This window comes from Sphingomicrobium sp. XHP0239 (assembly GCF_039555325.1).
Classification (GTDB): Bacteria; Pseudomonadota; Alphaproteobacteria; order Sphingomonadales; family Sphingomonadaceae; genus Sphingomicrobium; species Sphingomicrobium maritimum.
The window spans coordinates 715,376-727,884 of sequence record NZ_CP154608.1; the positions used below are offsets into that span (position 1 = coordinate 715,376).

Genomic DNA, 12,509 nt, shown 5'->3' on the forward strand with positions numbered 1-12,509 from the left:
GTCCTACTTGCGTTCTTCGAGCGGCACGAAATCGCGCTGCGTCGCTCCGACGTAAAGCTGGCGCGGACGGCCGATCTTCTGTTCGGGATCCGAGATCATCTCGTTCCACTGCGCGACCCAGCCAGTGGTGCGGGCGAGGGCGAACAGGGCGGTGAACATCTCGGTCGGGAAGCCGATCGCGTTGAGGATGATCCCCGAATAGAAGTCCACGTTGGGATAGAGCTTCTTCTCGATGAAATATTCGTCGTTGAGCGCGATCTGCTCGAGCTCGCGCGCCACGTCGAGAACCGGATCGTCGATGTTGAGTTCTTTGAGAACCTCCTCGGCCGTAGCCTGCATGACCTTCGCGCGCGGATCGTAATTCTTGTAGACGCGGTGGCCGAAGCCCATCAGGCGGAACGGGTCGTTGCGGTCCTTGGCGCGGTCGATGTAGCCGGGGATGGCCTTCACATCGCCGATTTCGCGCAGCATGTTGAGCGCAGCCTCGTTGGCGCCGCCGTGCGCTGGACCCCACAGACAGGCGATGCCAGCCGCGATGCAGGCGAAGGGATTGGCACCCGACGAACCGGCCAGACGCACGGTCGAGGTCGAGGCATTCTGTTCATGATCGGCGTGGAGGATGAAGATGCGGCGCATCGCATTCTCGATCACCGGATTGACCTCGTATTCCTCGGCCGGGACGCCGAAGGTCATGCGCAGAAAGTTGCCGGTGTAGGTAAGGTCGTTCTTGGGATGAACGAACGGCTGTCCCACCGAATATTTGTAGGCCATCGCGGCGATCGTCGGCATCTTCGCGATCAGGCGGTGCGAGGCGATGAGACGCTGCTGCGGATCGGTGATGTCGGTCGAATCATGATAGAAGGCCGACAGAGCGCCGACGACACCGGTCATCACCGCCATCGGATGCGCATCGCGCCGGAATCCGCGGAAGAATTGCGCGAGCTGTTCGTGCACCATCGTGTGGTAGGTGATGGTGTTGTCGAACTCCTCGAACTCGTCCTTCTTCGGCAGGTCGCCGTGAAGGAGGAGGTAGGCCACCTCGAGGAAGCGGGCTTTTTCCGCGAGCTGGTCGATCGGATAGCCGCGATGGAGCAATACGCCTTCGTCACCGTCGATATAGGTGATCGCGCTCTGGCAGGATGCGGTCGAGGTGAAGCCGGGATCGTAGGTGAACTTGCCCGTCTGGCCGTACATCTTGCGGATGTCGACGACTTCGGGACCGACCGAGCCTGGCAGGACCGGAAGGTCGATCTTGTCGCCTTCGATGTCGAGGGTGGCGGTCTTGTCGCTCATGCGTGTGGCTCCATCTGATCGGCAATGCGGGCGAGACTTTCGTCCCGACCGAGAAGGACGAGGACGTCGAAGATCCCCGGTGAGGTGTTGCTGCCCGTCAGCGCGGCGCGCAGCGGTTGTGCGAGCTTCCCTAGCTTCAAATCCGCCTCTTCCGCAACCGTCCGGATCGCGCTTTCGACCGGCTCCATTTCCCAACGCTGGACAGCGGCCAGGGCTGCATGGGCGCGCGCGAGATTCCCACGCGCTTCGGCGTCGATCAAAGAGGCGGCCTTTTCGGCCATTTCGAGCGGGCGCTGCTTGAAGAGGAACGTGGCGCCGTCGGCGAGTTCGTGCAGGTCGCGGGCGCGTGCCTTGAGTTCGGGCATGGCGCGAGTAAGGAGCGCCTTGTCGTCGGCGCTGACCGCGCCGGCACGGTCCGCCACGAGATCGGCGAGCCGCGCGTCGTCGGCTTCGCGGATGTAGTGGCCGTTGAGATTGAGCAGCTTCTTGGTGTCGAACCGCGAGGGACTCTTCCCCAGGCCATCGGCGCTGAAAAGCTCGATCGCTCGGTCGCGGCTGATGATTTCCTCGTCACCGTGGCCCCACCCAAGCCGGAGGAGATAGTTGAAGACGGCTTCGGGAAGCAGGCCCATGTCGTCGCGATAGGCATCGACGCCGAGCGCACCGTGGCGCTTGGACAGTTTCGCTCCGTCCGCGCCGTGGATCAGCGGAACGTGGCCGTAGGTCGGCCGGTCCCAGCCCATCGCGTCGATCAGCGGGAGCTGGCGGAAGGCATTGTTCAGATGATCGTCGCCGCGAATGATGTGCGTGACGCCCATGTCGTGATCGTCGACCACGACCGCGAGCATGTAGGTCGGGGTGCCGTCGGCACGGAGCAGGACGTAATCGTCGATCTCCGCATTCTTCACGGTCACGTCGCCCTGCACCATGTCGCGGATGGTGGTTTCGCCATCTTCGGGCGTCTTGAGTCGTACGACGTAGGGCTTGCCTTCCTCGTCGGCACCCGGCGAGCGGTCACGCCACTCGCTATGCAGACGGAAGGGCTTCTTCTCAGCCTGCGCCTTCTCGCGGCGGGCCTGCAGTTCTTCCTGAGTAAGATAGCAGCGATAGGCGTTGCCACTGTCGAGCAGCTGGTGCGCGACCTCCGCATGGCGTTCGGCCTGTTTGGACTGGAAGACAGGCTCCTCGTCGCCGCGCAGGCCGAGCCAACCCAGGCCGTCGAAGATGGCGTCGATGGCTTCGGGCGTGGAGCGCTTGGCATCGGTGTCCTCGACCCGGACAAGATACTTGCCGTCATTCGCTCTGGCGAAAAGATAGTTGAACAGCGCAGTGCGCGCCCCGCCGATGTGCAGGAAGCCCGTCGGGCTGGGGGCGAAGCGGGTCACGATCGGGCTTGCGCTCACGCGGCTTTTCCTCTCATTTCGAGAATATGGATGGCTGGGGGCAGGTACAAGAGCCTCGCTCCCCGCCGCTGACAGGTCGGCTCGGCGGCCTCGTATCGGCGCTGGGGCGCGTACGCAAGAGGCTGGAACGGCTGCTCGAAGCCGAACGTAGCCAGCTGCCCCTCTGGATCGTCGCCGCTTTCATGGCAGGGATCGCACTCTGGTTCGCCCTGCCGGGCGCGACGGGATGGGCGGGTCTCGTCCTCTTGGGTGGCGGGGTCGGTGGACTTGGCGTTCTACTCGGCGGTCGGTTGGGCGCAACGCTGGCGGGTATCGGGATCGCGGCGGCTCTTGGCTGCGGATGGATATGGCTGCGCGCGGAGTTCGTCGCCCACGAGCGGATCGAACGGGTGACGATCACGAGATTCGTGGGAACGGTCGAAAAGAGCGAGCCGCTCGTAGCTAGGGGCAAGTGGCGGCTGACCCTGCTGCCAGTCGAGGGCAGCGGGCTCCCGGAGCGCCTTCGCATCACGCTGCGCGAGGCACAGTGGCGCGACGCGATGGGGGAGGGTGCCAAGGTCGAAGTGCGCGCGCGATTGACGCCGCCACCCTCGATGTCGGTACCGGGGGGCTACGATTTCGCCCGGACCGCCTGGTTCCAGCAGATCGGAGGTGTGGGCACCGCGCTGGGAGACGTCCGCGTGGTCGAAGCCAGCGAGGATGGCTGGCTGGCCGGGGCGCGCAAGGGCCTTGGGGCGCGGGTACGCGACCGGCTACCCGGAGCGGGCGACGGGATCGCCACCGCGCTGGCCACTGGCGACAAGAATGCGGTGAGCGATGAGGACGCCGAAGCGATGCGGCGTTCCGGGCTGGCGCACCTGCTCGCCGTATCGGGTCTCCATATCGCGGCGGTCGTCGGGTCGGCGATGCTCCTCGCGCTCAAGATCCTGGCATTGTCGCCCAGACTGGCGGCGCGGACCAACCTCGTGATTGTCGCGGCGGGGATCGGAGCGCTGGCGGGGATTGGCTATACCTTGCTGACCGGAATGCAGGTGCCCACGGTCCGTGCCTGCATCGCCGCGCTTCTGGTTCTGTTGGGACTTGCACTGGGGCGCGATGCATTGAGCTTGCGACTGGTCGCCGTGGGCGCGACGATCATCATGCTGGTGCGGCCGGAAACGGTGGCGGGTGCGAGCTTCCAGCTGAGCTTCGCAGCGGTCACCGCAATCATCGCGTTGCACGCGCATCCGGTGGTGAAACGCGTCCTGATGGCGCGAGAGGAAGGCAGGATCCGGCGGATCGGGCGCGGGTTGCTCGCGCTGTTCCTGACAGGACTGGCGGTCGAACTTGCGCTCATACCCTTCGCGCTCTTTCACTTTCACAAGGCCGGGTTGTACGGGGTGTTCGCGAACCTTCTCGCCATTCCGATGACGACATTCATCATCATGCCGGTCCTGGCCCTGGCCATCATCGCCGACCTGTTCGGATTGGGTGCGCCGTTCTGGTGGATCGTCGGCATGGCGCTCGATGCGCTGCTGGCGCTGGCGCATTTCACCGCCAATGCCGAGGGGGCGGTCGCGATGGTGCCGAACATGCCGGGTTGGGCGTTCGCGGCCAGTATCGGCGGATTCTTGTGGCTTTGTCTGTGGCGGCACCGATCACGCTACGTGGGATTGGCGGGGATGGCGATTGGGCTGGGCGCCGCTGCATTCTCGCCGCGGCCCGATTTGCTGGTGACCGGCGACGGTCGGCATCTCGCTATCATCGCGGACGACGGAACGCCGCACCTGCTGCGGGCGCGGGCCGGCGACTTCGTTCGTGACATGCTGAGCGAGGGAGCGGGGTACGACGGGGAGGCGCCAGCGCTGGACACCAGCGCATTCGCCAACTGCAACCGTGACGCCTGCCTGGCCGATCTGCAGGGGGACGGACGCACCTATCGCCTCCTTGCGACCCGATCGCGGGACCTGATCGCGTGGGAGGATCTCGTGGCAGCGTGCGCGAAGGCCGATATCGTCGTGTCCGAACGGTGGCTTCCCGACGCCTGCCAGCCTCGCTGGCTCAAGCTGGATCGAAGGACGTTGGAGGCGAGCGGCGGGATTGCGGTGCATCTCGACACGACGCCCCGGGTCGAAACCGTCGCGGCGCAAGTGGCCGAACACCCCTGGGGGGTCACACGACGCTGACGTCTAGCCGCCCTCGCATTAGCTGAGCTTCAGGCTTCCGCTGGATCCGGCTGATAGACCGCAAAACGATTGCCGGACGGATCCACCGCCTCGAACCTGCGCCCACCCGGAAAAGCGAAGATCGGGCGCTCGAGCCGGCCGCCGGCTGCGACCACCTTGTCCAGAACGTCTTCGAGACCGTCCGTCCGGAAGGCAGGAAGCGGGGCGACCGGTCGCTCGGCCACGTCGCTGGAAAGGCCGACATCGGTGTCGCCGGACACCGTCGCGGCGTAAGTGTCGCCGAAGTCGGTCATGTTCCAGTCGAACGCCGCTTCGTAGAAGGCGCGGGTGGCGCCGATGTCGTCGGCGGGCAGTTCGACATAATCGAAGCGTACGGTCATCCGCAGCTCTCTTTCGAGGTCAACAAGCGGCTCAGTAGCGGCGCATGATGCCGGCGAGACGGCCCTGAACGCGGACGCGATCCTCCTCGTACCGCTGCGCCGTGTAGGACGGATTGGCGGGGTCTAGGCGGACCATCGATCCCTCGCGACGATACGTCTTGAGCGTCGCCTCCGCCTCGTCGACGAGTGCCACCACGATCTCCCCGTCACGCGCATTGTCGGCGCGGCGGATCAGCGCATAGTCTCCGTCGAGAATGCCTTCCTCGACCATCGAATCACCCGAAACCTGCAAGGCGTAATGTTCGCCCGGACCCAGCAAGGCGGCGGGAACGGCGAAACCTTCGCTACCCTGCAACGCTTCGATCGGGGTTCCCGCGGCGATCCGCCCGTGAAGCGGGATCTCGACGACGTCGTTGGCGGGGGTGGGCACCACCGCGACCTCGCGCGGTTTCTCGCCGTCGTTCGCAGCAGCCGTCGTCTCCGACGTGCTTTCCGCGATGCCTTCGGGAAGCTTGAGGATTTCAAGAGCGCGGGCCCGGTTGGGGAGCCGTCGAATGAATTCGCGCTCCTCGAGCGCACCGATCAGGCGGTGTACACCCGATTTCGATTTGAGGTCCAAGGCCTCGCGCATCTCATCGAAACTGGGACTGATTCCCGTGTCCGACAGGCGATGATGAATGAATGCGAGCAGTTCATGTTGCTTCGGCGTGAGCATAAAGGCCCCGATCTTTCCAGTGGAACGAACGCGGAACATACTGGCAACCAAACGGGATGCTGTCAAGCGCGCTCACGACCGCAGATAGCTACGAACGCGCGAAGCAGATCGAGGCCTCGTTCGCTGGCGATGCTTTCGGGATGGAACTGGACCCCGTGAGAAGGAGCATCGTCGTGGCGAACGGCCATGCAGAGATTTTCCTCGTTCCAGGCGTTGACCACGAGTGGCGCCTTTACGTCGGTAACGGCGATCGAATGGTAGCGGGTCGCTGAAAGCGGCGAGGGGAGGTCGGCGAACAGGCCGGTCGCGTCATGTTGCAAACGCGCGACCTTGCCGTGGACAGGAGCGACTTGGGCCACGGGACTGCCGCAGGCGAGGGCAAGCGCCTGATGCCCCAGACAGATGCCGAGATAGGGTCGTCGTGCCGCCACTGCAGCGGCGGCCAGCGCAACGCTGATTCCGGCGTCCTGCGGACGACCGGGACCGGGCGATACCATCACGCCGTCGATGCCGATCGCCAGCGCATCGTCGACGGTGAGTGCATCGGCACGTGCGACCGTGACATGGGCGCCCGCCTGGCGAAGATAGTCGACGAGCATGAAGGTGAAGCTGTCGCGGTTGTCGAGCGCGAGCAGCCTCACCGGTTCCGACATCCGATTATTCGTCGCCGGTCGCGCCGCGGATGATGCGATTGCGCGTGGCGCTGATCTGACCTTCGTTGCGCTTCACGCCGACCTCGCGGCGAACCGCATTGACGAACTGCTGCTGCAACTCGCCCGCGACCGGAGCGAGAAAGCTTTCCGAAGTCTGCTGAATCAGCGCGGGATCGGACAGAGCGTTGCCGCGCGTCGTGTTCGTCAGTTCGACGACATAGACGCCCTCGCCCTCGGGATCGGCGACGAGACGCGCATTGCCCTCGCCCAGACGGAAGAGGATCTCGAGCGGCGCGGGTGCATCGTTTCCGAAGCGGGCGAGGTCGAGACGACGCAGGCTCGTTTCCTCCGGTTCGGGGAAGGAGTAGCCCGTCTCCTCTTCGGTCGCATCCATCGCATCGGCGAGCGTCGCGCCGTCGCGCATCCGGGCAAGGACCTGGTTTCCGATGGCGTTGGCACGCTGGAGCGCCTGATCGCGAATATAGTCGTTGCGGACGCGATCCCGGATTTCCGACAAGGGCGAGGCTGCCGGTTCGACCACATCGTCGACCTGGACCAGCGCATAGCCGCTGCCGCCGTCGAGCTGGACGGTTTCGGGATCGTCCCCCGCCAGCAGTTCGAACCCGATTTCCAGCGCCGGACGGACATTGGCAGGAATCGAGAAACTGGGATCGGAGCGTGCACGGCCGGTCGCGGTGATCAGCGGCGTTTCGATGAGATCGAGGTCGAAGCGTTCGACGACCTGGTCGAAGCTGGCGCCTTCGTCGAGAGCATCCTCGACCGAGCCGACGAGATCGAGAAGCGCATTGCCGCGCTTGCGATCGGTGATCTCGGAGGCTGCCTCGGCCCGGGCTTCCGCCTCGCTCTCACCCTGCTCGGTCTCGATGCCATCGATCTTCACGACGTGCCAGCCGAATGGCGAGCGAACCGGCCCTACCAGATCGCCCGCTTCGACGTCATCGGCGAAGGCGGCTTCGGCGACGGCTTCGCCAGCCAGCTGGCGGAACTGGGCGCGGGTCTGCAGCCCGATCGAAATGTCGGCGGCCGAAAAGCCGGCGGGCTGCGCAGCCTGTGCGAAGGACTGGGTCGCGGTGCGTGCCACGACTTCGTCCGCAGTGGCGCGGTCGGGAACGACGATCTGGCTAATCACGCGGATTTCACGGGTGCCGAAATCGCTCTCGCGTCCCTCGAGCGCCCGATCGACTTCGGCGCGCGTGGCATTGAGATCGGAGAAACGGTCGGGGTCGAACCGCGCGAAACGGAGCGCGCGCTGTTCGGGGACGATATAGCGGCTCTCGTTCTGCTGGTAATAGGAAGCCAGTTCCTGTCCGCTCGGATTGAGACGCGCGGCGATCGGGGCGGTGGGGATCAGGCCCAGCAGCCCCTCGCGCGTTTCTAGGAGCATCGAGGCGTAGGTCTGGGCAAGAGCGCTCGGAACGCGGCTCTCCGCTCCGAGAGATGCCACCAGAAGGCGCTGGGAAATGTCGCTGCGAATGAGCGCACGCACTTCGGCGTCGGTCAGCTGGTTTGCGGCGAGGAACTCGCCATAGCTGGCGGCCGTGACCTGACCGTCGAGTCCCGCCGCTCCCGGAAGGTTGGCGATCTCCGCGTCGATCAGCCGCTTCGAAATGCGCAGCCCGTTCATCTCACCGAAGACCGACAACGCCCGTTCCTGGATCAGGAGATTCAGCAACGGGTCGAAGTCGCCGTCGAGATCGGCGTAGGTCGCTTCGGGATTGGTCTGGCGCGCGATGCCGAGCTGGCGTTCCAGCGCCGTGCTCATGTCGGCATCGGTAATATGCTCATCGCCCACCTCGGCCAGCGTACCGGCGGCACCGCCGCCGCCGATGTTGAAGTTGCTCAGATCCGCCAGGGCGAAGCTGGCAAGGATCAGGACAAGGAAACCGATCAGGAAGACGCTGCCGAACTTGGACTTCGACAGATTACGGAATTTGGCGGACATCGGGAGAGTTCTTTTCGACTGAAAGGCAGGAGTTGAAACCGGCTTTAGGCGGTGCGGCGGGGCCTTTCAATGGTGGACCCGTCCGTCGGCCACGAGCCGAACGCGGGCTTGCACGCGGCGCGAGGAGCTTGCTAGGTCTTCGCGATCGCAACATTATTCGGGGAACAGGGATGCCGCGACGGCTGGTCGTCGGAAATTGGAAGATGCACGGGACGCGGGCCGAACTCGGTCAGGTCACGCACATCTCCATCGAAACCGAAACGCTTTACAAGGTCGAGTGCGCCCTGTGCGTTCCCTTCACGCTGATCAATCGCGCGGTCGGGGCGTCCCCCGGTTTTTCGATCGGGGCGCAGGACGTCCATGCCGAGGCGAAGGGTGCCCATACCGGATCGATCTCGGCAGCCATGCTGAAGGACGCGGGCGCGAGCCTCGTCATCGTGGGACACAGCGAGCGGCGCGAAGCTTACGGCGAAAGCGACGCCGACGTCCGTGCCAAGGCGGAGGCCGCGATCAATGCGGGGCTGAAAGTCATCCTTTGCGTCGGAGAAAATGACAAGATCCGCCAGACGGGCCAGGCGCTCAAGCATGTAGCGAACCAGTTGGAAGCCTCGCTTCCCGATCTGGTAACCGCGCCCTTGCATCTCTCGGTCGCCTACGAGCCCATCTGGGCGATCGGCACCGGCAAGGCGGCAACGCCCGCCGACATCGCTGCCATGCACAACCGGCTGAGGCAATCGCTGGAGGCAGCGTATGGCGAGGGGCACAAGTCGGTGCGCATCCTCTACGGGGGATCGGTGAAGGGCGACAACGCCGCCGAGCTGTTCGCGACCGAGGGCGTGGATGGGGCATTGGTGGGCGGCGCGAGCCTCACCGCCAACGACTTCCTGCCGATCCTCAATGCGGCGGAGAATGCCTGATAAGTGCCACATTTCAACGATCTGGCACGCTCGTTCAGCTTCAGGTAAGCCCGATTAGTCTAGTATCGAAACCAACATTACTCAGAGGGAAAGCTTTTCATGAAACGGATTTTTACTGCTCTTGCCGCCACCACCTTGGCCGTTGCCGCGCCTGCCACTCCGGCATTCGCGCAGCAGGCACCTTCGGGTGTCAACGTCGGGATGCAGGTCGTCGACACGCAGGGGAATCCGGTCGGCCTGGTCGCCGCGAGCGACGCCGACTTCATCACCGTGAAGACCGACAAGCACTCGATCCCCGTGCCTGCCAACAGCTTTACGCCGCACGAGGGCAAGCTGCTGTTCGGAATGAACGCGGCTGCGCTCAACGCCAGCTACGAGCAGGCGCTCGCGGACATGGAAGCGTCGGTTGCGGTCGGCAAGCCGGTCAAGGATGTCCAGGGCGTGGAATTTGGCATGATCGACGAGATCGCTGCTGATTACATTCAACTCGAGATGGCCGACACGGGCAAGGTCGTGCGCGTGCCGGTCGATGCGCTCCAGAAGGATGCGGGCGGCGCGATCGCGCTCTATAACGCGGCGGATCTTCGCGCCGAGGCGATCGATCGTCCCGAAGCGATGGCTGCGACCGATGAAGCCCCTGCCGACGAGGTGGTGGCCACCGAAACCGCTCCGGCCGATGAGATGGTGGAGATGGAAGAAAATGGCGGCGACGCGATGGACGCCGACGTCCTCTAGGCCGATCCATCCCATAACTTTCGAAGGGGTCGGGGCGTCATCGCTCCGGCCCCTTTTCGTTTCGCACGGCAGGACCATTGAAAACCGGCCCCGTCGCGGCTAGGTCGCCTGCTGACCGCCGTCGATGGCGATTAACTTCCTTCCGATCGAGATCCGTCAGCCATGTTCACCTTTCTTCTTGTCGTCCAGACCCTCGTCGCCGCCGCGCTGGTAGGCGTGATCCTGATGCAGCGGTCCGAGGGCGGCGGACTGGGCGTCGGCGGATCGTCGTCCGGCTTCATGAGCGCAAGGGGGCAGGCGGACTTCCTGACGCGGTCGACCGGCGTGCTGGCGATCGTGTTCGTCGTGATGGCGATCGTGCTGGCCGCGCTGGCCGCGACGCGCGACACGGGCGGCGAACTCGACACCAGTCTGCAGGGTGAGACCACGATCGACATCCAGGCGCCGCTGGAGGGCGACGAGCCCGAACCGGTGCCCGTCGGATCGCAGCCGACGCTTCCCGAACAGGCCGATGGTGCGACCGAGGGCGAGGCGGACGTTCCGCTCGGCCAATAGTCGCGCATCGCGAAAAACAATTCGCACCTTCGATTCGTGCGCTTGCCTAAGTCGGCAGGCTGGTCTTAAGGCTCAACTCCCATGACGCGGTTCATCTTCGTGACCGGCGGCGTGGTTTCCTCGCTCGGCAAAGGTCTTCTCGCAGCCTCTCTTGGGGCCCTGTTGCAGGCGCGCGGCTATACCGTGCGCAATCGCAAGTTCGACCCCTATCTGAATGTCGATCCGGGGACGATGAGCCCGTATCAGCATGGCGAGGTGTTCGTGACCGACGACGGGGCGGAAACCGATCTCGATCTCGGTCATTACGAACGCTTCACCGGCGTGTCGGCGCACCAGAGCGACAATGTGACCAGCGGGCGGATCTACCAGTCGATCATCGCCAAGGAACGGCGCGGCGATTATCTCGGCGCGACGGTGCAGGTCATCCCGCACGTGACCGATGCCATCAAGGAATTCGCGCTTTCCAACATCGAAGGGCTCGATTTCGTGATTTGCGAGATCGGCGGGACGATCGGCGATATCGAAAGCCTACCGTTCATCGAGGCGCTGCGCCAGCTGTCCTACGATCTGGGACGCGAGAATGTGTGCTTCGTTCACACGACGCTGGTCCCCTATATTGCGGCAGCGGGCGAACTGAAGACGAAGCCGACGCAGCACAGTGTGCGCGAAATGACCGGGTACGGTATCCAGCCCGACGTACTGCTGTGCCGCACCGAACATGAAATCCCGCCCGAGGAACGGCGCAAGATCGCGCTGTTCTGCAACGTGGACAAGGATGCGGTGATCCAGGCGCTGGACGCCAAGTCGATCTATGACGTGCCGCTGCAATACCATCGCGAGGGCTTGGACGATGCGGTTCTCAAATCATTCGACCTCGACGCGCCCGACCCCGACCTGACCGTCTGGCACGACATCATGGACCGCTTCGACCATCCCGAGGGCGAAGTGACGATTGGCGTGGTCGGCAAATATGTCTCGCTACCCGATGCGTACAAGTCGCTTCGCGAGGCGCTGGTCCACGGCGGGTTCGCCAACCGGTGCAAGGTCCACATCAAGTGGATCGACGCGGAACTGTTCGAACAGGGCGCGGAAGACGATCTCGTCGCTGCGCTCGAGCCACTGCACGGCATCCTCGTCCCCGGCGGCTTCGGCGAGCGGGGGAGCGAGGGCAAGATCGCGGCGATCAGCTTTGCGAAAAAGCGCGACATTCCCTTCTTCGGGATCTGTCTCGGCATGCAGATGGCCTGTATCGAAGCGGCGCGCAGCGAAGCGGGTATCGCGAATGCGACCACCAGCGAATTTGGCGAGCAAGGCGAACCGATCATCGGCCTCATCACCGAATGGATGAGCGAGGAGGGGCTGCAGCAGCGCAGCGCCGACGGCGATCTGGGCGGCACGATGCGTCTGGGTGCCTATCCGGCAACGCTGGACGCGAACAGCAAGGTCGCGAGCATCTATGGCGAAACCGACATCTCCGAACGCCATCGCCACCGCTACGAGGTCAACGCCAACTACATGGATACGCTCGGGAAGGGCGGGCTGGTCTTTTCGGGCATGAGCCCCGACGGGCGGCTCCCCGAAATCGTCGAGCGGCCCGATCTCAATTGGTTCGTCGGCGTCCAATTCCATCCCGAGTTGAAGAGCCGTCCGTTCGATCCGCACCCCCTGTTTTCCAGCTTCATCGCCGCCGCGCTCGAACAGAGCCGTCTCGTCTGATTGAACCCCGCGTC

At 64.4% G+C, this 12,509-nt stretch carries 11 protein-coding genes; 5 read left to right on the forward strand and 6 right to left on the reverse strand.

All coding sequences use genetic code 11. The features are described from left to right. Positions 1-3: 3 nt before the first annotated feature. Together WJT74_RS03670 and gltX are read right to left on the reverse strand one after the other, a co-directional pair. Positions 4-1,293, reverse strand: coding sequence for a citrate synthase (locus WJT74_RS03670; protein WP_343347001.1), 1,290 nt, complete (start codon positions 1,291-1,293; stop codon positions 4-6). Beyond that, a complete protein-coding gene (gltX, locus tag WJT74_RS03675) occupies positions 1,290-2,696 on the reverse strand; it encodes a glutamate--tRNA ligase (protein ID WP_343347004.1) in 1,407 nt (468 codons plus the stop codon). The genes WJT74_RS03670 and gltX overlap by 4 nt, the downstream gene beginning before the upstream one ends. On the opposite strand from gltX, the gene WJT74_RS03680 reads away from it, so the two are divergent. Continuing rightward, positions 2,687-4,861: a ComEC/Rec2 family competence protein gene (locus WJT74_RS03680; protein WP_343347006.1), complete on the forward strand. Its 2,175-nt coding sequence runs from the start codon at positions 2,687-2,689 to the stop codon at positions 4,859-4,861. The genes gltX and WJT74_RS03680 overlap by 10 nt on opposite strands. 29 nt (positions 4,862-4,890) lie before the next feature. On the opposite strand, the gene WJT74_RS03685 is transcribed toward WJT74_RS03680, so the two are convergent. From WJT74_RS03685 to WJT74_RS03700, 4 genes are all read right to left on the reverse strand, one after another. Beyond that, positions 4,891-5,241, reverse strand: a complete 351-nt coding sequence (locus tag WJT74_RS03685; RefSeq protein WP_343347009.1) for a VOC family protein — start codon at positions 5,239-5,241, stop codon at positions 4,891-4,893. A 31-nt stretch (positions 5,242-5,272) separates the two neighbouring features. Then, positions 5,273-5,956, reverse strand: coding sequence for a transcriptional repressor LexA (gene lexA, locus WJT74_RS03690; RefSeq protein ID WP_343347011.1), 684 nt, complete (start codon positions 5,954-5,956; stop codon positions 5,273-5,275). Positions 5,957-6,018: 62 nt separating this feature from the next. After that, a complete protein-coding gene (locus tag WJT74_RS03695; protein WP_343347014.1) occupies positions 6,019-6,609 on the reverse strand; it encodes an anthranilate synthase component II in 591 nt (196 codons plus the stop codon). Between the two features lie 4 nt (positions 6,610-6,613). Continuing rightward, positions 6,614-8,572, reverse strand: coding sequence for a peptidylprolyl isomerase (locus WJT74_RS03700; RefSeq protein WP_343347016.1), 1,959 nt, complete (start codon positions 8,570-8,572; stop codon positions 6,614-6,616). A gap of 170 nt (positions 8,573-8,742) precedes the next feature. Here WJT74_RS03700 and tpiA point away from each other — a divergent pair, with 170 nt between their 5' ends. The 4 genes from tpiA to WJT74_RS03720 all read left to right on the forward strand — a co-directional run bounded on the left by tpiA (position 8,743) and on the right by WJT74_RS03720 (position 12,495). Next, complete coding sequence (gene tpiA, locus WJT74_RS03705) at positions 8,743-9,489, forward strand: triose-phosphate isomerase (RefSeq protein WP_343347018.1); 747 nt, start codon at positions 8,743-8,745, stop codon at positions 9,487-9,489. A 99-nt stretch (positions 9,490-9,588) separates the two neighbouring features. Beyond that, the gene (locus WJT74_RS03710; RefSeq protein ID WP_343347020.1) at positions 9,589-10,224 is read left to right on the forward strand and encodes a hypothetical protein; all 636 of its coding nucleotides are present in this window, start codon (positions 9,589-9,591) and stop codon (positions 10,222-10,224) included. A gap of 162 nt (positions 10,225-10,386) precedes the next feature. Continuing rightward, positions 10,387-10,779, forward strand: coding sequence for a preprotein translocase subunit SecG (secG, locus tag WJT74_RS03715; protein WP_343347022.1), 393 nt, complete (start codon positions 10,387-10,389; stop codon positions 10,777-10,779). An 81-nt stretch (positions 10,780-10,860) separates the two neighbouring features. Further along, entirely contained in the window at positions 10,861-12,495 is a 1,635-nt protein-coding gene (locus tag WJT74_RS03720) for a CTP synthase (protein WP_343347025.1), read from the forward strand. Positions 12,496-12,509 lie beyond the last annotated feature (14 nt).

Bases quoted from the DNA above. Each gene is read 5' to 3' on its own strand.
- WJT74_RS03670 (WP_343347001.1), bottom strand. From the start codon at position 1,293: ATGAGCGACAAGACCGCCACCCTCGACATCGAAGGCGACAAGATCGAC.
- WJT74_RS03685 (WP_343347009.1), bottom strand. From the start codon at position 5,241: ATGACCGTACGCTTCGATTATGTCGAACTGCCCGCCGACGACATCGGC.
- lexA (WP_343347011.1), bottom strand. From the start codon at position 5,956: ATGCTCACGCCGAAGCAACATGAACTGCTCGCATTCATTCATCATCGC.
- WJT74_RS03695 (WP_343347014.1), bottom strand. From the start codon at position 6,609: ATGTCGGAACCGGTGAGGCTGCTCGCGCTCGACAACCGCGACAGCTTC.
- WJT74_RS03700 (WP_343347016.1), bottom strand. From the start codon at position 8,572: ATGTCCGCCAAATTCCGTAATCTGTCGAAGTCCAAGTTCGGCAGCGTC.
- tpiA (WP_343347018.1), top strand. From the start codon at position 8,743: ATGCCGCGACGGCTGGTCGTCGGAAATTGGAAGATGCACGGGACGCGG.
- WJT74_RS03710 (WP_343347020.1), top strand. From the start codon at position 9,589: ATGAAACGGATTTTTACTGCTCTTGCCGCCACCACCTTGGCCGTTGCC.
- secG (WP_343347022.1), top strand. From the start codon at position 10,387: ATGTTCACCTTTCTTCTTGTCGTCCAGACCCTCGTCGCCGCCGCGCTG.
- WJT74_RS03720 (WP_343347025.1), top strand. From the start codon at position 10,861: ATGACGCGGTTCATCTTCGTGACCGGCGGCGTGGTTTCCTCGCTCGGC.